Raw genomic sequence first — 22812 nt, forward strand, 5'->3', positions numbered from 1 at the left:
GACCGGGAGGAAGAGACCACTCCCGCTGACCGGGAGGCAGACCGGGAGGAAGAGACCACTCCCGCTGACCGGGAGGCAGACCGGGAGGAAGAGATCACTCCCGCTAACCGGGAGGCAGACCGGGAGGAAGAGACCACTCCCGCTGACCGGGAGGCAGACCGGGAGGAAGAGACCACTCCCGCTGACCGGGAGGCAGACCGGGAGGAAGAGACCACTCCCGCTGACCGGGAGGCAGACCGGGAGGAAGAGATCACTCCCGCTGACCGGGAGGCAGACCGGGAGGAAGAGACCACTCCCGCTGACCGGGAGGCAGACCGGGAGGAAGAGATCACTCCCGCTAACCGGGAGGCAGACCGGGAGGGAGAGACCACTCCCGCTGACCGGGAGGCAGACCGGGAGGAAGAGATCACTCCCGCCGACCGGGAGGCAGACCGGGAGGAAGAGATCACTCCCGCCGACCGGGAGGCAGACCGGGAGGAAGAGATCACTCCCGCTAACCGGGAGGCAGACCGGGAGGAAGAGATCACTCCCGCTAACCGGGAGGCAGACCGGGAGGAAGAGACCACTCCCGCTAACCGGGAGGCAGACCGGGAGGAAGAGACCACTCCCGCTAACCGGGAGGCAGACCGGGAGGAGGAAGTGACTCCCACACCTTCTTTCGAGGAGGTGGAGAAGAAGGCTCTAGAGATTCGGAAGCGGGAGGGGAAACTTCCGGGGCGGCGGCGACTAGCGACGGTTTGCGGATGTCGCTCTGACTGGATTCCGCGGAAGGTACTGAAGAAGCTGGAAAAGCAGGAAGAACAGGAAAAAGACGCTGTATGATGGCGAAACGTGTTATCATAGCCGCTCCTGATCGGGAGCGGCTTTCCAATTAAAAGAGTTGGCAGTCCGAAAGGGCTGTTTTTTTATTGGTTGGAAAGTACCACTGAGGATATAGAACTAATAGCCTGTTTTTATCTCAAATACCCGATTGTCTGGAAAAATTCAGTAGAATAGAAATTACTGCTGAATTTATAGAAGGGGAGACTAGCATGAAGGACAGCCTGTCTGTAAAGCTACCGGCAGATTTGGAGCCAGAACTACAGGAGCTGATATTAGAAGAATGGAAGAAGGGCGGTGCGGATCGCCTGGGAGAACTGCTGGTTTTAGGATTAAAAGCAAGTCTGTTGAACCCCCGACAAGTAGCTGAAAAGATTGGGATCACTCATCGTGGAGTTGTGAAAGCGGCGGTAGAAGCAGCGGAAAAAGGGGCAAGGTGGCCTCGAAAGAATGAGCATGGAGTCTGGACCGCTCCGGAACGGGAGTGGGATTTATTGTTTGCCGAAAGGAAAAAACGAAGGAGACGGAAATATTAGGAATATTTAAAATTCTAAAACTTCTTACTAATTTATTGACAAGTACATGAGGAGTGAACTAAAATGAAGCCAACTGGAACAGGTATCCAAGGTAATCGGAACCATCGTTCCATCGCACCTTGACAACTTCATAAATATTTCCTCTATCTCTTTTGTAGCTGGGGAGCGGCACTGGAGGAATTGCATGAAAAGAACGATAGCCAATGTAGCTTTTACCACCGTCTTGACTCTGGGCTTGGCTTCCTTTGGGACCGGGATTTATCAGGCTTACGCTGATCCCATCTTGCCGAACGGAAAAGAGCAGGGGCAAAGGGTACAGATATCTTTGCCGCCAGACGATTCAGTGGAGCCTACACAACCAGTGCAGCAACAGCCACCACAGCAACAACAGCCCCAGATGCCACATCAGAACAAACCAGCCGTAAACGTTTCTTTAGAGGTAAACGAGGAACCGCAAAAACAACCTCAACGACCGATACAACATCCACAAGAACAACCGTCGCAAGATACACCCCAACAGCAACCCCATCACAAGCCAGAAAAGAAAAAAAATCCGCAACCAGAAAGTCCGGTAGCGGAGCAGCCGCCCAAACAAATCAAGCAACCTGAAACGCCATCTATTCAACCTAAACCAAAGCACGCCAATACACCAACAACACCTAAGCAGAAGCAAGAGACACCCACATCTAAGCCACCAAAGAAGGTTGATAACAATGAACCAGCCAGCGTGGTAGTGAAGAAGCCAACAATTGCAACAAAGCCAACGCAAGAAGCAACTGAATCTAGTAACAACTATTACGCTCATGCTGCCGATCAACAAACGGATAAGGCAAAAAAAGCAGCAACCGATGAAAAACAAGATAAACAACCAGCCGAATCCAAAGGGGAACAAATGGTGAAAACCGGGTTTGATTCCCAATCCGGCACGTTTACGGGTGTTGGATTTCTCCTGATCGGGTTTGCCTTGGTGATCCGGTATAAAGGGGTTCTGGCGGCATAAATGAAAAAGCTCCTTCTGTTTCTAAGCGGAATCCTAATGATGGTGGTTGGGGTGTTTCTGCTGGCGCATGAGGCGGAAGTTTGGTTTGAAAATGAACAAAAAGCCATGAAGTGGTATAGCGATGCAGCTTCAGCTCCGCTACGGATTCCCCCATCCTTCCATTGGGCTCCGGCGATGCAGAAGGAGCCTTTTCAACAAGAGCGGGTGGAGTGGAATCCTCAGCCGAGGCTGCATTCCAAGTTGGGAACACTGCGGATTCCATCGATTGATGCCCGGATTCCCGTTTTTTTCGGCACGAGTGACCAAGAGTTAGACCAGGGATTAGGGCTTCACCAAAGCTGTTCACTCCCCGGCGAAGGCACAGCGGTGATCGCGGGGCATCGAGAACACGCCTTGAAAGGCGCGGGGAGGGTCAAGATAGGAGATGAGCTGATATTCCAGACCGATAAAGGAGAGCTGGTGTACCAAGTAACAAGAATCCGAATTGTTCCCTGGGATGACCGAACCGTGGTCGTACCGAGCGACAAGCAAGAGCTGAAAGTATATACCTGTTTCCCAATTGTTCCCGGAGCATCAACAGACAAACGGCTGGTGCTTCAGGCCGAACTCATTCAGTAACTATTCGCCAGCTCCCCGGTTACAAAAGGGATAGAGAAAGCTTTGTCCCAGAATCTAGAGCAAAGGAGGAAACTATGACGAAGAAACCTCAAGAAGATGGGGTATTCAAGCCGAAACGCAAAAAGCGACGGGAGGCAAAGCCGATCATTGTAAAGGCCGCTCTATGGTCTGTGATCGGCTTCATTGCGTTCAATGACGCGATGGTGGATGTGGTGAAAGTGTATTACCCACCTCCTCAAAGACTGCAAGCCGTGGCAAAGCAAGAAACCCCTTCGCGGTTGAAGGATGTGACGATTCAAGGTCCGGACAATTTTGCGTCTCGTTTTGTGGAGGTTTGGCTTTCGGGGGATCTGGAGGCAGCTAAAACGTACCTTGCCGATGGCTTTCAGCTAGCAGATGATGGAACCTCTATCCGGCAGAATGTATCGGCTATTCCTTGGTCCACGAAAATGATTACCCCCCATAAGGCCAATGTTGTTGTAGCTGCGACAGTCGCTTCAAAGAAAAAAGGCAGCAAGCCGCAAACACTCTTTATCAATGTCGATGTTGCCATGGAAGGGCATAAATACGGGATTACTTCCAGCCCGCAAATTATCCCCTATCCGGGCAACGCCAAGGCATTGAAAGAATCTCCCATAAAAGCTGAAACAGACAACGAGAAGATTAAACAGGATATTGAGACATTGATGGATTCCTTTTTCCGCCAATATTACTACGGTGTTCCTAATGATCTGGCTAATTTCTACGCGGATGGGAAGCCACGAAAAACTTTGGCGGGATACGGATTTAAGTATCAGGGGATTCAACTGGTCAAGGTGGAGGAACCGAAAGGCGGCAAGGCCAAGGTGATTGCTTCTGCCAACATAGAACGGGAGGGCTTTATTACCGTTCAGCAATTTGAGCTGGTTGTTGTTCAAAAAAACGATCGCTGGTACGTGGAATCTACTGTCCCAAACATTCCAATTCATGACAAGAAAAACGCCGAGGAGGAGTAAAATGGGTGATTTTCTCCAATGGATTTTGAAAAATGCTTTCTTTCTTTTGTTTGGTTACAAGGCGCTACTTTCTTGGAGAGAAAATGACGTTCAAGGAATGTTGTGGTGGATTGGATCGGGACTAGTCATCGGTCTGATCATTCTACAATGGGATGCCATTCAAACCCTGAGCGATCTGCTTTGGAACTTAATCAAGCAATCCCTTTGTAAAAAAGGATATCTCACAGAAGGATGCAGCCAATAAACCATAGGGCGAATATCGCCCTATGGTCTTTTCTAACAAAAAGGAGGTGCTGCCTGTGAGAAAAATTCTATCTTACTGTTACGCTTTCACAAGCACAACGGTGATCCATACTCGATTGCTCAGCTATACGCTCGAGCAAATGGTTGTTTTTGGTATCTCGGCTGTTGCTCTTTTTCTGATACCCACAGCGGTCTTGTTTTTCTTCAATTTGCTAAATGAATACACATCCACCATCCTTTTCTTTGCTCCTTGGGTAATCACTTATTACCTGACCGTGTCACTTGAAAGAGATGGGATGCCTTTAATGGATTGGGCGATTAGTGAAAAAGACTATTGGCAGATGCCCGATGAATTTGAGCCATTTACCTTTGAAGCTTGTGAAGAGGGCGAAATGGAGCTAATTTGGCGGAAAGGAGAGAGAAGTTAGTGGCAAAAAAACGTAAACAAAAAAAGTTAAAAAACCCATACAAGTTCTATTCGGGCAACCTCATTGTCTCTCGATTTAAGCGGAATCGGGCTTGTGCCGTTTACCGCCTGTCGGCAGAAGATTATGACCTGTTTTCTACTGAAAATGGGGATCACGAAGAAAAGTTATCTCATCTCCAGGGGATTCTTGAGTATTTGGAATATCCGGGACAGCTCAAACAAATTCCCGTTCCGGTCATTCCCGAAGCATCGACCTTCTTGGATAAAGAGAAGGTGCCTACTGGACTCAAGGTTTTCTCTGAACATCGGGTCAAGAACATGATCCAATATGTCCAAGATTGCTCCTATGATCATAAAAAATACCTGGTGATCGGGTTAACACAGGAACCCATTGATCCGATAAAAGACTTTATCAGTTACGTCACTGAGGGGATTCTTAATCCGATTCGCACTCTTAATGAAATAATGGCGGATGTCCCCTTTCAAGCAGCTAAAAGCGAGTGGGACCGTTTCAGAAAAGCTGAACAGCGAGTCTTCCACCTTTTGCAAACCAAATTTCGGTTAGAGCGTGTGGATGAAGACGAGTTGGGTTGGTTGATTGAACGGAGTGCTTGCCGGGGATATAACCCCGAGAAAAAACGCCACAAAAATGAGCTGGTGGATCGTTACGGGCGCGTAATGGCTTCGCCCAATGAAGTCTTACCGGGGAACACAGATACAAGATTATCGGTGAAAGCCGTCCGGGGCATGATCCGTTATCAAAAAGAGCTGCCAGATTCATTAAAGGAAGGGTTTTTCAGCTTTGTTTCAGTTTCTCGGTTCCCTGAAGCAGCCTACTTTCCCGGTGCGACAGAGCTGTTTCTCTTCGCTCAAAGCTTCCATCGGCCTGTAGAGGTGAATGTAACCTTCTATCCGGAAGGAGCGAATTTTAACAAGTATCAATTAGAGCGAAGTTCAAAGAAAGCTAAAGGGCAGATGAAACACGATGCAAAGAAAAATCAGGAGGGATGGAGCCCGCAGAAAACGAGGGATCAAGCTTTAGAGCTTCATGAAAGGCTGGATCAAGAGTACAAAGGGAAAGAAAAGGCCCGCCCGATTTTCCGCATACAAGTCACACTCTGTGTGTGGGGACGCAGCGAAGAAGAAGTGCGTGAGGCTAGAGAGGATTTAATGAGAGAGCTAAACCGAATGAAATATGAAGTGCAAATTCCCATGAACATTCAAGCACAGCTCTTCTACAACACCCTGCCGGGGGTATTGAATCCGGTTGGGCATAGCTACAACATCAAAGCGACATCGGAATGGATGGCAGCTATGATGCCTCTGGCTCAATTAGCCTTGGGTGATCCAAAGGGAACGCTGTTGGGGAGAGTTGGTACGGTTCCGGTCCTGTTGGACACCGAGCGAGGTCCACGGGATTTATCCAAATCACCCTCTATATTGATTCTAGGTCCCACTGGCAGCGGAAAATCCCTGCTGGCAAACGTGATTATCATTGGAGTGGTCCTTCGGGGCGGAAAAGTTTTAATCACGGATATCAAAGATGAGCGGTGGGCCTGGATATTCGAGCTTCCCGAATTGGCTGACTACATCAATGTCATTACTCTATCGAATGAATCAGATGCGGGTCGGATGGACCCTTTATCCCTAATCAAAGTGAATCCTGAAATCAAAGAAAAATCCATTGAGATTGCCACCCGGATTATTCAATTTCTTTGTGAATGCTCCAGCAACGATTATCAGGGGATTGTGCTTTCATACGCGATCCGACATGCAGCGAACAGCAACAACCCCTGCCTACAGGAAGTAATCAACTTCATTGAGCGATATCTTGAGGACCCAGAAATGGATATACCAGGGGTGTTTCGCCGAGACGCGGAAAAAGAGGTTCGGCTGCTCAACGCCAAGCTTACTCACCACTCACAACATCCGAAAACCCGCCTCATTTTCGGAAAGGGAACAGAGGAACCCTTGGATTTAAGCTACCCGATCAACATTCTTCAGGTTTCCGGCATGACGGTCCCCGATCCGAATCATGCGGATTATCGCCAAGTGATGGCCATGCATATGGCTCAGGCGGAGTTGTGCCGTAGCTTTGTCGCCAGCGCAGAACATTGTCTCACGATATATGAAGAAGCCTGGTCAAACAAACTGAAGGAAAGCAAAAAAGGGGAACTGAATGAAGCACGCGCTGTCATCCAGGAATTGATCAAAACAGGGCGCAGTTTCAACAATGGGGTTGTTCTCATTTCGCAAGATAACGATGACTTAGCACTGGAAGAGGGAGATGAAGGACGCATTGCCAACAATATCGGTATCCGGTTTGTGTTTCGTCAAAATCACAGAGAAGAAGCGGCAAAATCATGTGCTGTACTAGGTATCGAGTCCTCAGAAGAAAACTTGGAACTGTTAACAAAGGAAAAGCGGTTGCCGAAAAAACATTTTTTGATGCGGGATCTTGAAGAGCGAGTGGGAAGAGTCTACTTCCCCTTGGATGAAATTGACCCATACCTCTATCAGGCATTTGACACGAGTAAAAATGCCCAAGATCGGCGGAACGAGAAGTTTGGTCATTTGCGAAAGCTGCCGTTTGAAGAACAACGAAGAATTGCAAAAGAGATGGCAGGCATGGCCCATGACCGGAAGTTAGAGGAGGTGTTGGTGTGAAAATCGCGCTGAAAAAAGCAATAAAACATCCTCGGGTATGGTGGTGGATCGGTGGTCTTGCTGTTTTGTTGGTCGTGTTGGGAGTCATCGTCACTATTTATGGCGGTGACTCTCAACAAAAACCGGAAGTAACCCAAGTATCCAAGCAGCAACAAGTAGCCATCGATTTTTTTGAGGCTACTTGGGTTCAGGGGGATCAGGAAAAAGGATGGTCCTTGTTAAGCGAAGAGTTGAAAAACAATGAGCAGTTCCAACAGGTATATCCCAATTGGATTGAAAAGGGCTCTAAGGAAACCATCTTTATCGTTGAATCCCCGACGGATGCCCAAACGACAAATCATAATACCTACTATCTGTATCGGCCTTCCGATCAGAAAACGGTGAAAATCCGAGTGGATGATCAAAAGGTGACAGCTACCGGGCAGTTTCTTCCTGATGCCGATGAAGCCTATCACCAGTTAAACAAAGAATATCCCGGATTGAATAAGAAATGGAAGGAGGTCCATCCGGAGCAATGAAAAGAACTGCGGCTATTTTACTGCTCTTGATTATCGCACCGATTCTCATATTGGCTCCTTTGACTCCAGCTTTAGCAGCAAATGAAAAAAGCGCTCTGGAAAACATGGTCAAAGCGCCCAGTACCGATGATGAACAGGATGAGCAAAAATACGTCCCCTTTTATGACAAATATCCCGTCACCAACTATCAGGTGGACTTTCTCCAGGGAGAAGAGGACGATTGGATTGGCTTTAACAACAAGTTGAATTCGCTAAACTCCTACGTGTTCATCTTTGAGATATTCTGCATAAAAATGCTGGCCTACATGCTTCAATTCGCCTATAAATCTATCCACATCCTTAAAGAAGTCCAGGGCGTGCTGGTTGATCTGATTACCGCGATTAAGGATGCCATTTGGGGCGAATTATTGGGGATCATGATTCTGCTCATCGGCGGCTGGTGCCTGTGGAAAGGATTCCTGCAAGGAAATCTTCCTGAAATGTGGCAAGGTTTACAACAGTCCTTTGTCATTCTCCTTGCCGGATTCACCTTTTTCCTGATGGGCCCGACGATATTGGGATGGGGAATGAATATGGCAGATAATATTTCCAAAGGGCTGTTAAATGAGATTACGAGCGTAAAAGCTTTTCAGCAAAATGAGCTGATTAAGGCTAAAGACCCCATCACTCGAGCCGGAGAACAGCTCATGGTCAACTTTGGCTATATCCCCTGGCAATTAGAAGTATTCGGAGACTATCCCCGCAAGAACGAAAACGGGGAATATGTCGGACGGGATAAAGAGATTAAGGAGGACAGTGAAAAGCTAATAAAACTAAACCCCTACAATATGAAAGAAGCTGCCCAGCGCGTGGATCTGGTCCGGGAATGGACTGGAACGAAAGACACTACCATTCAAGTCGGGGGTATGACCTTTGGTGGCGGTATGATCGGGCAGATTATGAAATATGGATCGGCTGGTTTGAGCAAAGCCTTCAATTATGTGTTCGGTGAGGACGATAAAGAGCAGAAAGCGAATGAAAAGAAAGAGGCCCAGAAGCAAAAGAAAGGGGAAGAGGTGGATATTAAATACCCATCGCTTACTTTATTCGGAATGGTCCCGCGTTGGGTAATCACCATTATTAATGGGATCATAGGAGCCATATACGGAACGGTGCTTCTTCTCCACGCGGCAAGCATCGTGTACTACCAACTTCTGGCGATTATCTTGACGGTTATCTCACCGGTTCCATTCTTCCTGGCATTGCATCCGGCGAAAGGTCCACAAGTGCTTCGTCCTTGGGCAGAGAGGTTAATTGCAGCCACGTATTACAAAGTTGTCATTTCGTTGCTGTTGGGGCTAATTCTCTTGTTCTCCTCCATGGGCTATCTCATTGGAGATCAACTGGCTGGCTGGCTTGGGTCGATTGGTATGCAGATTCTGGTCATTTGGGTCCTGTGGCGCGAAAAGGACCACATTCTCAGCATGATCAATGCTCCCTTCTCCTGGTATCAAAGGTGGCAAGTTGGCATCACAGACCAGCCTGCGGAACAGTCGATCAAAGAAGCAGGGGAAGAAGTGCTTGAGGCAGGAAAGAAAACGGGACGGATGACAGCCGCCGCCGGATTAGCTGCGGCAGGGCAAGCTCATACAGCAGCAGCGGTAGCCGGAGGAGGTATGAAAGCCGGACTCATGAGCACCTTGTTCAGCGGTGGGGGAATGGTGTTTGGTGAAAAAAAACAAACATCGACGCCGAGCTCAACAGCGGTCGATGTGGATGTACCGCCTGAGTCTTTCTCTCAACGGGTGGCAGATGTCATCCGGGGAAGCTCCCTCAAAAGCACCGAAGATGATTACGTACCCCAAGGTTTTACCGTCAAGAACGGTGATTACATGGAAGAACCCCCAGAAAATCCATACAAACCGAACACGCCCGAACAACACGTATTTATGGACATGATTTCCGAGCATCAGAACCCCTACAACAAAGCAGATCGACGCAAATACTACGACGAGGTTTTGTCCAAGGTGAAAGACCGAAAGCTTCGCAATAGGTACCTTGGAGCTCTCAACCAAATCGGTCGGGATACCCAAGTATTCGAAAAGCGATATCGACAGCAAAAGATGGATCATGATGCGGCGATTATTGAGGAGGAACTACGAGCACAAGAAGAAGCCTTTGAAAAGCAGCAAAAACAGCAAAGAAAGTGGCGGTGGTTTCGGTGAATCCAATCATCACCGCCCTTTGGGAACGTATCAAGCAGTTTCAGGAGCAGTTTTCAACCTGGTCCACTCGAAAACAGTGGTTGTTTATCGCTTTGGTAGTCCTATGGCTCGGCGGAGTGCTTTTCTTCTGGTTCTATCCATTTGAGAAGCCTTCCGATTCAAAACAACAGTCGCAGCCGGAGAAGATTCAATCTGTTGATCCGGTGGCGGTTAAGCCGCCGCCACCGGATCAACAGCCAAAACCCGAATCCAGCACTCAAACCAAACAGGATACCGAAGCAGCACGATCCGTCGCAAAAAAGTATCTATCGATCTACTATGAACAGCCGCGCAAGTCACCGCAGGATTTAGCGCAGCAGTTAGAACCATATGCAAGTCCCGTAATCCTGCAAAGCATTGCCGAAAGTATGAAAGTGCCGGAACCAACAAAAATCAAGAAGCTGGTTCTTTCGGAAGTGAAGCCGCCCTTTGTACCGGACGGCATTACCTACCACGCAATCATTACCACGGATCAGGAGGAGTTTGACTACTGGTTTACTCTCACCAAGGTCCAAGGGAAATGGATGGTCTCCCGTGAGGAGGTGATGTAGTTGGAGGGGTTGAGCGGAAATTCCATCATCAAGCTGTTTCTGGGTTTTCTCTCAGTTACCGTCCTCGCTTTTCTTTTATTGGTGGGTGGTTTTCTTGCGGTACTGTTTATGGATAGCGATTCGACACCCAAACAGCAGCAAGGCTCTGCAGCTGAATCAGAACAGGCTAAAAAGGAGATTCCCAAGGATCTAATTCCGAAATATAAAGCCGCTCAAAAGCGGTTTCCAGCAGTGAAATGGCAGTATTTAGCTGCAATTCACAAAGTTGAAACAGGATATGGTCGCACGACCTCCCCCGGCGATCCAGCGCAGAAAAAGATGATTTCCTCTGCTAATGCCCTGGGGCCGATGCAATTTACGCCGCAGACATGGAAAGATTTTGGCATCGACGGCAATGGAGACGGCGTAGCAGACATCTGGAACGAGGATGACGCAATTTTCAGTGCTGCTAATAAACTCAGTAAACAAGGCATCGATACCAATGTGGATCAGGCGATTTTAAGGTACAACAGGAGCAGTGAGTATGTAAAAAACGTGAAAACCATTGCTAAATCCTACATGGCTGATCCGGTGCAAGTAGCCAATACCGGAGGCAAGGTAGCGGAAGCTGCCGGGGGCTTTGTCTGGCCTGTATCTACCAAAAAAATCTCTAGTAAATTCGGGATGCGGCTTCATCCGACGAAAAAAATATTCAAGCTTCATGACGGTGTCGATTTTCCAGAAGCCAACGGGAAACCGGTTCACGCAATCAAGGCGGGAAAGGTGATCCGGGTTGCCAATGATGCGAATGGATATGGACTATTCGTTGAGATCGACCATGGCAGCGGCGGCATCACTTCCTTGTATGGACACCTCTCCGAACAAAGCGTTTCCGTGGGACAAGTAGTCAGCGCGGGTCAAGTGATCGGCAAGGTCGGGAGTACCGGAGCCAGTACCGGAAACCATTTACACCTCACCATCAAAGTCAACGGAGATCCAGTAAACCCCGAAACTATTTTGAGATAGGAGGAGGGAGCTATGTGGATCGGCAGAGATTTAATAGATGCAGTATTAACATGCCTGGGTTGTCTCGGCTGCCTGGGCTTTCTTTTCATCATTCTTCCGCTACTGATGCCGATACTATACCTGCTAACGAGGTAGAGGTAACCCCCTTAGAATAAATTTTCGCGGCTTATACGGGCTTCTAGAGCGTCCTAGAACGATTCAAAGGAGGATGGTCCATGAAACAGACAGTGAACAGATCACAAGCAAAGACGGAAGTAATATTAGCCTTGCTTGCCTCCGCCGCTCTTTTCCTTTTTCTACCCTTAATCAAGTCAGCAGCATTTGCGGTTCTGCCCAGTATAGTTCAATGGGCATTGCCCATGGTCGTGATCCTTGGGATACTGGCAGCAGTAAAAGGAGGGCTACACATTTACCATCGCCACAGAGCCCTTCAAGATGTCCGGTTTTATCGGATTCTTCCGTCCTCTGACATTGCCCTTGATGTTAATGAAGTGTTGATGTTCACCCGGTCATTTGGTGGAATGGCACGGGAATGGTTAGAGAAATGGGAAAAAGGGTCCCCTTACTTTCGGGTTCGGTATATGCGGCCCCTGAACAGCAATCAGGTAGCGATTTATATCGGCTACCCCCAGGATAAAGTGGATTCAGTAAAAGATACGATCAGGAACTTCTATCCCAGTTGTGAAATCCACGAAGTTGCCCATCAAGAAATGAAGCTAGATCTAAAACAAGGAACTGGCGGCTTTTTTGTTTTCAAAAGCGGCCGCAAAAAAGGGCTACCGCTAACCTCCTTAGTGGAGAAGAAAAAAAGCTATATGGGTAATATCTTAGCTTCGATGAAACCGGGAACGGTTCTGGATCTGCAATTTACTCCGACTAAGTGGAAAGAGCTTGAAGAACGAGTCGGCGATGTGATGGAGGATTTAAAAGAGAAAAGCACCAAGGATCTAAACCCTCACGAAAGCGTTCAGAAAAAAAGCTTTTCGAAACGGCTGACGGGACGGGAATACACCTTTGCTGCTACCATTTCCATCTGGAACAATCAGCCTGATATGAACAAGGCAAAAGCAGCCGTCCGATCTTTGGGTAACACCATCTCGGATGTTCTTTCCCACGACGGAGGAGTACGGTTCTGGCGGCATAGTCGGGCCAATCCGCTGCGACACTGGAACCCTGCTAAATCCATTAATCCTATGCCATTGCCTTTACCAAAGTCTCGGTTGGTGTTGACTGACAACGAGCTGGCAAACTTAACTCATCTGCCTCCCTCGGATCACAAAGTATACGAGGAGCCCCAACCGCCGGATGTACACGCCTTTCTCGTTCATTTGGCTGAGAATCAACGGTCCCTTGCTGACTGGGAGCTAAATAAGGGGGCTTACTTGGGTAAACTGGTCCATCCGATCCGCTCCCGTGATGTGCTGGTCGATTATGAACAGTTGACCAAACATTTTATCCTGACTGGAGCCACCGGGATGGGGAAATCCAGCAATTTGGTTGAATTTATCATGGGTATGTTTCAGGATTGGGTAGAAAATCCAGATGATAACCCTGCTGCAACCTTTATCGATCCGGCACAAGAAACCATTGCAATTATCATGAACCGGATTCGTCACATGAAAGAAAAAGGCATAGACATCCGGGAAAAAAAGATCAAGTATTTCAATCTCACTTATAACAGCGTAGGCACCATTGGGCTAAACCTGCTACACAAGACAGAAGGATATCCCCTGGAGCAAGTCGCCAAGCAAGCTGCCGAGCTGATTTTAAGTACAGCCAATAGTACAAATCTAACTCGAACGAAACGTTACCTTGCCAAAGCCATCCAAACGTTGTTGGAGGACGATCAACCCCACAATATTCTTGGGATTGAAGATCTGTTCCGCAATCCGGATTTTCGTGCCAAAGTAACTGCCAAGGTTAAAGATCCGACTCTGAAACGGTTCTGGGATAACTTAGAGGACAAAGAATTCAACGAAGAAGTTGAACCGATTCTAAATCGACTGGACCCCTTGATCAGTGACAAAACCGCCCGACGAATCTTCTGTCAAATGGAGATGGCGTTAAACATTCGCAAATACATGGATGACGGGTATTGGGTATTTATTAATATCCTCGGCATGGAAGAAAGCACCATTAAAACAGTTGTGGGACATTTGATCAATTTGTACCATACCACGGCAAAAAAACGGCCCAAGGGAGCCCGGAAACATTATCTGCTGATCGATGAAGCGCACCTGGTTCAAATTCCGCTGCTGGCAAAAATCTTGTACGAAGACCGGAAATTCGGTTTTGGTTTGGGTTTGATCACGCAGGAAGTGGGTCAATTCAACGACGAGGAGCTAGTAAAAGCCATACGGACCCAAATAGGGATGGTACTTAGTACGGCGCAAAATGAGGGCTCCAAAAACGTTGAGAAGATGACGAAAGAGCACTTTAGTGCGAAATTCCTTGAAAAGTTACCCGAACGGCATGTTGCGGTATATACACGATCCAAAAAAGATGGTCGAAGTACTGTTACCTCCTGCATTGTCAGTAACGAACCGCCGAGAGTATACCTGCCGGATGGAAAAGAAGCTAAACACGGAACAACGGATGAAGATAAAGCCCTTCAATGGGGATTGGAATTTGCGGAAGAACTTATGGCTAACTGCAAAGATGAAGTCCGGCCCATCGAAGAAGTGGATGAAGAAATTGCGGAATACATTACCGGAGCTAAGAAGACAGAAAAAAGTGCTAAGAATCCGGAAGACGAGACAACAAATGTTTCTGCAAAGGCACAAGAATACAAAAACAAGATCAATAAGTTTAAGAAGGAGTGATCCTCCATGCAACTTCGGGATATTGTATCCAATCCGTATCTGACTCGAGGCGAAGAATTACTTGGTATCATCTATAAGCTAAGAATGGTATCGGCTGAACAACTTTCCGTTATCATGGGTATCTCTAAAAAGTACGTCTTTCAACTCAAAAGTGATCTGAACAAAGAGGGGGAGATGGTTTTAACCCATTACAACACCCAGCGTGGAGCCCGTCGGGTCCCCTTTTCCCCGGAATATAAGCTCGGCCCCCGGATGTATTCACTCGGACCCAGCGGAAGGGCCATTGTTGAGGCAATAGTAGGGCACCCTGTTTACCTGAAGAAGCTTACAGGGCGGCAGAAAGTTCACTACTATGGAGTAAATGACATTCTTGTCCGAACGTTACAGCATCTTATTAAAGAGGAAGGCGGAGAAAAGGACTCAATGGCACAATTACAGGCGTGGGATCGGCTGCAATGGCTAAACAGTCAAGAAGCAGTTGAGATTATCAATCAAGCTTGGACTCCTATTTTGGAGAACAGGAAGAAAAAAGAAGAGAAGGAAACAAAACAAGATCTGATCCACCCTGACAGTCGGATTGTCCTTGATGGGCAAGGGTTTTGGTTGGAATACGACAACGGTACAGAGCAGATTGGCGAACCGGATTCGGAACCGGATTCAGAGGGGAAAGTCACTACTATTTACGATAAAATGTGGCGGTATCTACTTACTCTCATTCCGATAGAAAACCATGACCCAATCATATGGGTCACTCCCTCCCCGATCCGAAGAGATAACATGAAGCATACATGGGAAAAAGTGAAAGAGGAAAGTTCCTATAAAACATATCCGGAAATGTACTTCTGTACACCTGGAGAAGAACAGACCATCTTTTTTAAACACAAATTAGCAACCCAACGCTGTTTAGAATTATCCGAAACATACTAGAAGTAAATCCGAAGCAAGTGTAGAAATAAACAGGTAAGCAAATATAGAAGTAGATAAGGCCCAATATATTGCTTCACACCTTGGCATGACAGGGATTAACCCACTCCCTACTTGTTACTGATTTTCAGTCCTTCGTCGTCCGCCGTCGCTCCGCTGCTCGGCCTTCGGCCTCCCAGCTCCACTCCGTCGTCCTTGAAGGACTGAAAATCAGTGTATTTTGTCCCTGGTCGGAGGAACATATAAATTCGACATTAAAAGTATTGACAGGCGTGGCGGCAAACATTCAATTAGGTGTCAGGAGTGAGATGCAGTTGGTCAGAAATAGAGGCAGGTGGACGAAAAGGGAGGATGATTTCCTAAGGGAAAACTACTCATCTAAATCCATCTCTGAATTAGCCCAAACATTAAAAAGGGCGGAACGAGCTACATATGTCCGAGTCCTGCACTTGGGGCTTACTTCGCGTAAAGCCAAAACCAAAAATCATAGGAAACCATGGACATCTAAAGAGGACCAATACTTGAAAAAACATTTTCGCTCCAAAAAAGATGTTCCGAAATTGGCCGCTGAATTAGGCCGCACTGAATCAGCTACATATGTTCGATGTTCAAAGCTGGGTCTTACTAGCAGAACAAAAAAACCCAGATGGACCGCTGAAGAGTTGGACTTTCTCAAAAAACATGTGCACTTAATGACGTACAAAGAAATTGCCCGTAAACTTAATAGAACTGAGCATTCCGTCATTCACGCAGCTAAGCGCTTAGGTCTGAAAAAGAAATAGATACGATAAAAGCCTCCTTAAAAGGGCGGCCAAAAAATGACCGAATATAAGGCCCATAGAGGCCCTTGTTTTTTGTTCCAAGGGGTATAGGTACCCCTTGATCTTTTATTTACGGGTTATTTTTGCTAAATAGTTGGGTTTTTCAACCAACTCTATTACAATGAAAGTATATTATTTAAAATTTGCGGTTTTTTAAAAAGGGAGGGGCAATTGCGGGTGGAAAATGTATCAGCCATTTCAATACCAGCAAAAGAGGAATTAATTCAACGATTGGCAATGTACGCGGAAGACATTACTACTTCCGATAAATCAGACGAACAATGGTTTAAGGAATATCTACTTGATGTAGTTGATCGGTTGAGTTACGGAAAACAACCAATTGATGACAATGAAATGGCAGTGTTGATTAAATTTTATCAGCATGGTAAATGGCAGCGCCCCAGCCTTGTGGATTATAAAGAAGTTGATCTTTCAAAATTATCCCGGGAACAGATGGAGCAAGACGGTTTTTATATCGTGCTTTTTCAAAATAAGTGGTACCGAATCCGAACCAGTACGAAAATACGGGGAGTTCGGGTATTCTGGGCAGTGGTGGGCATCCTCATGGGAATAGGGCTGTTAATAAACTTCTTTGGTGAAAATGCGTAAACAATTTGGGCGATGTTTGGTATCTACATTGGGGTAGGGTTGGTGATGAGTCTCTTTATTGAAAATTGGTAAACAGCCCGCACAGGCCGTTGTTTTTCAGGAGGGATTTCAATGAAAAAACTTTCCCCACAACAGTTTCAGAAGTTGCATGAAGCAAGGAAAAAAGAATGGAAAGCCTTGTTTCCTTGGTTTGTAAGTCAGATGGGTATGCTTTTATTTTTTGGGCTTGCCATGGTTGAGCTAATTGATAAGACTCTTTCACAAGGGATCTTACTCTTGTCAACCGTATTCTATATAGTCATCGGAACCCTTCTTTTTTTTGTTGGTCTGTGGACTGTACACAAAGCAAAAAAATCGGGTGACCTTCCCTCAGATTATCGATATACCAACCTCTTTTTCAAAAAATATGACCACCAGAAAAACCTTTAAGGTGAGAAACTTACTTTATTCCATAACGAGGTTCCACAAAAACCCCCATCAAAAATGGTGGGGGTTTTACCTTTGATGGAGTTGTCTTTGAGAAGTGACGATTTTATCAATCGACAGGCTCCCAGAAAAAGGTGCAGTCAAATTCATCCAAAGATTCGACTTTTGGTAATTCATCCCCAATTATTGGCAAAACAAGATGTTTGACTTGCTCGTCATCCAAATCAATACTTGAATCAATGTAATCGTGTATTGTTCCCTCAGCCACTTCTTTTCCATGTAGGTTAATTATGTATTCGATCTTATATTCCGCCATTTGATTTCCTCCTAGGTTAAATCAAGAGTTAGAAACATCGTGGATTTCATTCATTTTGGTCTTCAATTTCTTTCTATGCGATATCCCTCGGTATACACCTCTTTAAAATAGTCAGCATCATTAGGCGACATAGCTAAAGTAAGTTGGTTATGATCCTCAGCCGCTCTAACCATAAAAAGAGGTATTCCAAGTTTTATGGCTTGTTTTCGGGCGTTAGATCTGTCTTTCTCCATTTCTTCACACAATTGCTTTAGAGTCACATAATCCCTTTCCATTGACTTGTATTCCTTTCTGGTCAGATCCTAAATTTAATTCTTACCAACCTTTACTTAACCATACCTTGAATATGTGGCACTTTTTAAATCCATTTTGGTTGCAGAATTTCACAAAAAAGTGTGAGATGGTTGCAAAGATGATTGTCAAGCCCTAAGTCTCATAACCTTAACTTTACCGAATAGGGGTAGAGGGAGCGAAGACCGATTTTGGGGCCATCTATCCATCAACTGGAAAACTGTATCCGAAAAAGTTCCTAAAAGTATAGGAGTCGGAACTTATTCGCCCTTTTCTAACGAAAAACACCTATGTTTTGATGAATATATGATATGAAAAGTGGCAAAGTTCCATCCCATTTTCGGTACCTTATTCAATCGATCCTTGTTTATATCTTTTATCCCCGGCTATCAATTATCGATATAATCAAAAAAGATGGAAATAAGATAACATAAGAGCTGTTAGTTCCATCATGCTAACGAAAGGATGAAGTACGTGCAAATCTCAGTCCATGATGTCTTCCAGGCTCGCGACAGGATTAAAAACTTTGTCATCCGAACTCCTTTGACCTTATCCGGTCCGCTCAGCGAGGAAACGGGAGCCAAGGTGTTTCTCAAACTGGAGAACCACCAGCGCACCGGTTCGTTTAAGCCCAGAGGCGCAGTGAACAAAATGGAGTCTTTGTCCGGGGAGGAAAGGGACAGAGGGGTCATCGCCGCTTCGGCCGGAAATCACGGATTGGCGGTGGCGTATACGGCGAGATTGACGGGAACAACCGCATTGGTGGTGGTGCCGCAGAACACCCCCACGACCAAGGTAACTGGTATTAGGCGGTTGGGGGCGGAATTGGTGTTTCACGGCAACAACTATGACGAATCGGAAGCTCATGCTTACCGATTGTCAGAAGAAAAAGGCCTGACCTTCATTCATGCGTATGAGGACCCTTACACCATTGCCGGGCACGGTACGATCGGATTGGAGATCATGTTGGATCTGCCTGAAACAGATATGATCGTGGTGCCAGCTGGGGGAGGCGGCTTGATCCTGGGAATAGCTATCCTGGCCAAGGCGGTTCGTCCGGACATTCAAATCATCGGTGTGCAGAGTCACGCCTCTCCGCCGTGGTACTATTCGTTCCGAGCAGGGCGGATGATGGAAGTGGAATACCGAGAATCGCTGGCCGAAGGTCTGCACGGCGGCATTGGCAAGGCGATATTTCCATTGGTACTCCGTTACGTCGACGATTTCGTGCTAGTAGAGGAAGAGGAGATTGCCGATGCCATGTGTTGGATGGCGCGTGAGCATCATCAGATGGTGGAAGGTTCCGGTGCCGTCGGTGTGGCCGCTTTACGTACCGGTCGCATCCCGAATATCGCCGGAAAAAAAGTGGTTTGCGTCGTCAGCGGTGGGAATGTGGATGCCGAGCGGCTGGCGAGGTTGTTATCGGCTGAGAAATGAGGGAAAATGACACGGCTGAATAACCACTGTACTCTGGTACTCTATCGGGTGCAAAATCTTAAACTGGGTACTCGGAAAGCCGCCTATCATCCTACGGCAAGTAATTTTCCATTCATTGGGTAGATGGCACCAAATTCAAGGTTCGCTCCCTCTACCCCAGGTAGGGACGTAACCGAGGAAGGTTTGAGAAGCAAACTGGTTTTTTAAGGGGATAAGGTGTCATGGCTAAAATGGATTACGGACCCAAACGCGGACGGTCGCTTATTTTCCACACCCAAGCGGAAAAGCCGGAAATAAAATACAAAGAGTCTCCTCCTATTAATATTGATGATCTAACTAAGGATTTCGCGAATAAAAGAATTCTCGCAAAGAGGAATAAACAAAAGAAAAAACGGCAGAAGAGAAAATGACCGAATATACGGCCCGTAGAGGCCGTTGTTTTTTGTTCCAAGGGGTAGAGGTACCCTTTTAAAATAAGGTTTCCCCTTGATTCCGCTCTTGAAGGGGTCACCGTACCGAATTGGGTAAATCATACGCTAAGAGAAAAAACGTCGCGAAACTTATCTTTCATGTCACTTCTATATCCGATTCTAAAAATGTGTCTTAACGGGGTCGCGCCAGCGATTTGACAAAATCCTACGCTAAGCGTGGGAATCAGCCGATTTGCCCTTATTCCTCTCGCTAAGGATCGTTCTGCGATGAAAATTTCATGGGATAAGGGCCGTTTATCCGGCATTTCCGGACTGTTCAGCCCCGATTTTCATCGTAGAATCCATATTCTGCGATGAATGGCCCCTTAGCGTAGGAAATTCACAAAATGCTGGCGGTACCCCTTTACAGAATACGTAGATTTCAAGGGCTTTTTCACTTTACAGAATACGTATGGCTACGATAAAGATTGAGGGGACGATATACTGCACCTGATAGGATTTTGTTAAAATGCTGGGTGACATCGTGGCAAAACATTAGGAGTGAGTGACTCATGGCAAAGCACACCATCGGAACACAAACAGGGGCGATTCAGCGTCCTAAAGTCGAGAAGGGTCCTCATCGGAGGAAACCACTCGATAAGGTAAGGAAACTCCATGCATGAAACCCGCATGGACTGACCACATAGGCTTTCGTCGATCTCCAGTGCGGTACAAAGCGCCGGGGATCGACGACAAGTTCATATGATATGACGAAGAAAGGTCTTTCTTTTTGAAAGAAGTGGCGAGAGGAAACACGCTCAAAAAGGGGGATTTTTCGTTTTTTCAGGGGTTTGTGTTCTAACTATGTGGTTTGTGAAGTAGTGGCCGAACAAATTATACAGAGCGAGCGGGAAAACCCAGCCCTTTAGGGTTGGGATGAAAGCGAGCGTCGGACGCGGGAGGGCTTCAGCCCTCTCACAAGTCCGACATTGTTCCAATTCCCTTCTGATCAATTTGAAAATACTGCCGTTCGGGTGGAATCCCGTACAATATAATTGTGCGAAAAAACCGTACAAAGAGGAGGTGATCACGATGATGAGAACCTACAAATTCAAGCTGGAACCAAAGAAAGGGCAAATCGAGAAGATCGAATGGACACTGAGCCTGTGCCGCTGGCTCTACAACTCTATGCTTGAACAGCGAAAGTTTGCCTACAAAAGACGCGGTATCACGTTGACCTATCATAAGCAAGCAATCGAACTCCCAGAACTCAAGAAGGAGATCCCAGAGTTCAAAGAAATCCATTCCCAGGTTCTTCAAGACGTAGCCAAGCGGTTGGACAAAGCATTTCAAGCGTTTTTCCGTCGTGTGCAACACGGAGAAAAGCCGGGTTACCCTCGTTTTCAAGGTAAGAACCGATACGATAGTTTCACCTATCCTCAACTCGGGTTCAAGATCGAAGGAAAGTTTCTCAAGCTATCTAAGATCGGCAATGTTCGCATTAAGCTACATAGACAGATCGAAGGAAAAATCAAAACTTGCTCCATCAAGCGGAAAAACGGTAAGTACTACGCTTGTTTCTCGTGTGAGGTGGAGGCGAAGCCTGCGAGTACTAATAAGCGAGTGGGAGTGGATTTGGGGGTCAAACATCTTGCTGTTTCCTCTGATGAGGAGTATTTCGACCACCCCAAGTATCTTCGTAAATCGGAAAGAAAGTTGAAATGGCTCCAACGGATGGTTTCCCGCAGAAAGAAGGGATCCAATCGTTGGAGAAAAGCGGCCCTGATGTTAGCCAAATGCCATGAATACATAGCTAATCAGAGAAAAGACGCCGCTCACAAAATCAGCCGATATTTGGTGGACAACTATGATCTGATCGCCTTTGAAGACTTGAACATCCGGGGGATGGTGAAAAATCACCATCTTGCCAAGAGCATTGTAGACGCAGGTTGGAGGATGCTGGTTCAATTCACAGCTTACAAGGCAGAGTGGGCCGGTAAACAAGTGATAGCAGTTGATCCTCGCAACACGTCGCAAGTTTGCTCGGAGTGCGGTCGGATCGTAAAGAAGACATTAAAAGAACGTACCCATCGTTGCCCATGCGGATATGTGGCAGACAGAGATGTCAATGCCGCAAGAAATATCCTACATAAAGCGATTGGATACGTTCCTAAGCCGAGATACGAGCAATTAGAACTAAACCTTTTCTAGGCTTGGACGAAGCCTTCGTGGATGGATGTGGGTTGCCACGCCAAATGAAGCGAGAAACCCACGGCTTAAGCCGTGTGGAGCAAGTCACGAACATAGTTGTGAATTCGTTTGTGTTCTAACTATGTGGTTTGTGAAGGGGCTTGTTTTACTCCGCTTTCTCGATCCTGAGGGTTTGTGTTCTAACTATGTGGCTTGTGAAGTAATGGGTTTGGGTTTGATATGGGGTCGAAATTTTGTTTGTGTTCCAACTATGTGGGTTGTACTGGTCGTACCGACCTCCTGTAGGTATGTATAAATCCCCCCTTTTTTATGCATTCGACAAGACAGCACTCGGGACTGGACCTTCCCCCTCTAAAAACGCTGCAATCCCAGTAATGGCAAGGGATTTCGCTGTTTTTGTATAAAAAATGAATTGGAAACGTAACAGGGAAGATGGTTTGTGAAAAACGAGAAAAACCGCCTGAAACCCTTGGTATATAAGGGGAGAGGGCGGTTTTTGCATAGAAAGTGCAACGTAACAAGATTTTTGTTATGTAACGTTATATGCGCTTCACAAGCAAAACAGACTGTATACGGTATACAGAGTAATTTTAGACCCTAGGGGATTACACCTCCTAGTGGTATGCCAACGCCCTGGCGGGCCGACTCCGGGAAGTCTACCTGAGGGGCTTTCTCATTGCCAAGACGCTTTCGCGGCATAAAATCGGCTACAGCAAAAAAAGTCCCCTTCAAGTTTTCAAGGGGAGTGGAGATAGGTGTAAAAGTGAAATTCCTTCATGGTGGGCAACCACGGCGAATACCAACCCTCAAGCGGGCTGCAGTTATTTTATTCTTAGCTAAATCCAATGTGCCTATTCAACATGGCTTTCGGCAAAAGAAAAACCTGCTTTGGCAGGTTTTGTTCACAGTAGGAAAAGACCGGT

Annotated in this window: 21 protein-coding genes and 1 pseudogene; 20 read left to right on the forward strand and 2 right to left on the reverse strand. The window is 46.7% G+C overall.

All coding sequences use genetic code 11. The annotated features are described in order from the left end of the window. The 17 genes and pseudogenes from IEW70_RS16505 to IEW70_RS16585 form a co-directional block, all read left to right on the forward strand. Positions 1 to 822, forward strand: a pseudogene (locus IEW70_RS16505) (hypothetical protein); the annotation flags it as partial. 209 nt (positions 823 to 1031) lie between these two features. Beyond that, the gene (locus IEW70_RS16510; RefSeq protein WP_188649015.1) at positions 1032 to 1355 is read left to right on the forward strand and encodes a hypothetical protein; all 324 of its coding nucleotides are present in this window, start codon (positions 1032 to 1034) and stop codon (positions 1353 to 1355) included. A 184-nt stretch (positions 1356 to 1539) separates the two neighbouring features. Beyond that, entirely contained in the window at positions 1540 to 2355 is an 816-nt protein-coding gene (locus tag IEW70_RS16515; RefSeq protein ID WP_188649016.1) for a hypothetical protein, read from the forward strand. Next, a complete protein-coding gene (locus IEW70_RS16520; RefSeq protein ID WP_188649017.1) occupies positions 2356 to 2973 on the forward strand; it encodes a class D sortase in 618 nt (205 codons plus the stop codon). Positions 2974 to 3047: 74 nt separating this feature from the next. Next, a complete protein-coding gene (locus tag IEW70_RS16525) occupies positions 3048 to 3968 on the forward strand; it encodes a conjugal transfer protein (RefSeq protein WP_188649018.1) in 921 nt (306 codons plus the stop codon). Position 3969: 1 nt separating this feature from the next. Further along, on the forward strand, positions 3970 to 4212 hold the full coding sequence (locus IEW70_RS16530) for a hypothetical protein (protein ID WP_188649019.1): 243 nt from the start codon (positions 3970 to 3972) through the stop codon (positions 4210 to 4212). A 55-nt stretch (positions 4213 to 4267) separates the two neighbouring features. Further along, positions 4268 to 4639, forward strand: a complete 372-nt coding sequence (locus tag IEW70_RS16535) for a hypothetical protein (protein WP_188649020.1) — start codon at positions 4268 to 4270, stop codon at positions 4637 to 4639. Next, positions 4639 to 7305 (forward strand): ATP-binding protein, encoded by a 2667-nt coding sequence (locus IEW70_RS16540; protein WP_188649021.1) that lies wholly within the window; start codon positions 4639 to 4641, stop codon positions 7303 to 7305. Before IEW70_RS16535 ends, IEW70_RS16540 begins: the two co-directional genes overlap by 1 nt. After that, the gene (locus tag IEW70_RS16545; protein WP_188649022.1) at positions 7302 to 7823 is read left to right on the forward strand and encodes a hypothetical protein; all 522 of its coding nucleotides are present in this window, start codon (positions 7302 to 7304) and stop codon (positions 7821 to 7823) included. Before IEW70_RS16540 ends, IEW70_RS16545 begins: the two co-directional genes overlap by 4 nt. Further along, positions 7820 to 10027, forward strand: a complete 2208-nt coding sequence (locus tag IEW70_RS16550) for a hypothetical protein (RefSeq protein WP_188649023.1) — start codon at positions 7820 to 7822, stop codon at positions 10025 to 10027. Before IEW70_RS16545 ends, IEW70_RS16550 begins: the two co-directional genes overlap by 4 nt. Then, positions 10024 to 10617 (forward strand): hypothetical protein, encoded by a 594-nt coding sequence (locus IEW70_RS16555; protein ID WP_188649024.1) that lies wholly within the window; start codon positions 10024 to 10026, stop codon positions 10615 to 10617. The genes IEW70_RS16550 and IEW70_RS16555 overlap by 4 nt, the downstream gene beginning before the upstream one ends. Then, on the forward strand, positions 10618 to 11622 hold the full coding sequence (locus IEW70_RS16560; protein WP_188649025.1) for a peptidoglycan DD-metalloendopeptidase family protein: 1005 nt from the start codon (positions 10618 to 10620) through the stop codon (positions 11620 to 11622). A gap of 215 nt (positions 11623 to 11837) precedes the next feature. Beyond that, positions 11838 to 14444 (forward strand): type IV secretory system conjugative DNA transfer family protein, encoded by a 2607-nt coding sequence (locus IEW70_RS16565; protein WP_188649026.1) that lies wholly within the window; start codon positions 11838 to 11840, stop codon positions 14442 to 14444. Between the two features lie 6 nt (positions 14445 to 14450). Further along, positions 14451 to 15371, forward strand: coding sequence for a replication-relaxation family protein (locus tag IEW70_RS16570; protein WP_188649027.1), 921 nt, complete (start codon positions 14451 to 14453; stop codon positions 15369 to 15371). A gap of 518 nt (positions 15372 to 15889) precedes the next feature. Beyond that, complete coding sequence (locus IEW70_RS16575) at positions 15890 to 16150, forward strand: hypothetical protein (RefSeq protein ID WP_188649028.1); 261 nt, start codon at positions 15890 to 15892, stop codon at positions 16148 to 16150. Between the two features lie 210 nt (positions 16151 to 16360). Continuing rightward, positions 16361 to 16798 carry a hypothetical protein gene (locus IEW70_RS16580; RefSeq protein WP_188649029.1) on the forward strand — a complete coding sequence of 146 codons (438 nt, stop codon included), beginning with the start codon at positions 16361 to 16363 and terminating at the stop codon, positions 16796 to 16798. A 111-nt stretch (positions 16799 to 16909) separates the two neighbouring features. Next, positions 16910 to 17227, forward strand: coding sequence for a hypothetical protein (locus IEW70_RS16585; RefSeq protein ID WP_188649030.1), 318 nt, complete (start codon positions 16910 to 16912; stop codon positions 17225 to 17227). Positions 17228 to 17333: 106 nt separating this feature from the next. On the opposite strand, the gene IEW70_RS16590 is transcribed toward IEW70_RS16585, so the two are convergent. Both IEW70_RS16590 and IEW70_RS16595 read right to left on the reverse strand, forming a co-directional pair. Then, a complete protein-coding gene (locus tag IEW70_RS16590; protein ID WP_188649031.1) occupies positions 17334 to 17540 on the reverse strand; it encodes a hypothetical protein in 207 nt (68 codons plus the stop codon). Positions 17541 to 17602: 62 nt separating this feature from the next. Further along, positions 17603 to 17815: a hypothetical protein gene (locus IEW70_RS16595; RefSeq protein WP_188649032.1), complete on the reverse strand. Its 213-nt coding sequence runs from the start codon at positions 17813 to 17815 to the stop codon at positions 17603 to 17605. A 481-nt stretch (positions 17816 to 18296) separates the two neighbouring features. Between IEW70_RS16595 and IEW70_RS16600 the strand changes: the two genes are divergently transcribed. The 3 genes from IEW70_RS16600 to IEW70_RS16610 all read left to right on the forward strand — a co-directional run bounded on the left by IEW70_RS16600 (position 18297) and on the right by IEW70_RS16610 (position 21889). Beyond that, entirely contained in the window at positions 18297 to 19268 is a 972-nt protein-coding gene (locus IEW70_RS16600; RefSeq protein WP_188649033.1) for a threonine ammonia-lyase, read from the forward strand. Positions 19269 to 19489: 221 nt separating this feature from the next. After that, positions 19490 to 19678, forward strand: a complete 189-nt coding sequence (locus IEW70_RS16605) for a hypothetical protein (protein WP_188649034.1) — start codon at positions 19490 to 19492, stop codon at positions 19676 to 19678. Positions 19679 to 20770: 1092 nt separating this feature from the next. Beyond that, positions 20771 to 21889, forward strand: coding sequence for an RNA-guided endonuclease InsQ/TnpB family protein (locus IEW70_RS16610; RefSeq protein ID WP_188649035.1), 1119 nt, complete (start codon positions 20771 to 20773; stop codon positions 21887 to 21889). Positions 21890 to 22812 lie beyond the last annotated feature (923 nt).

This window comes from Marinithermofilum abyssi, from assembly GCF_014641195.1.
GTDB classification, from domain to species: domain Bacteria; phylum Bacillota; class Bacilli; order Thermoactinomycetales; family DSM-45169; genus Marinithermofilum; species Marinithermofilum abyssi.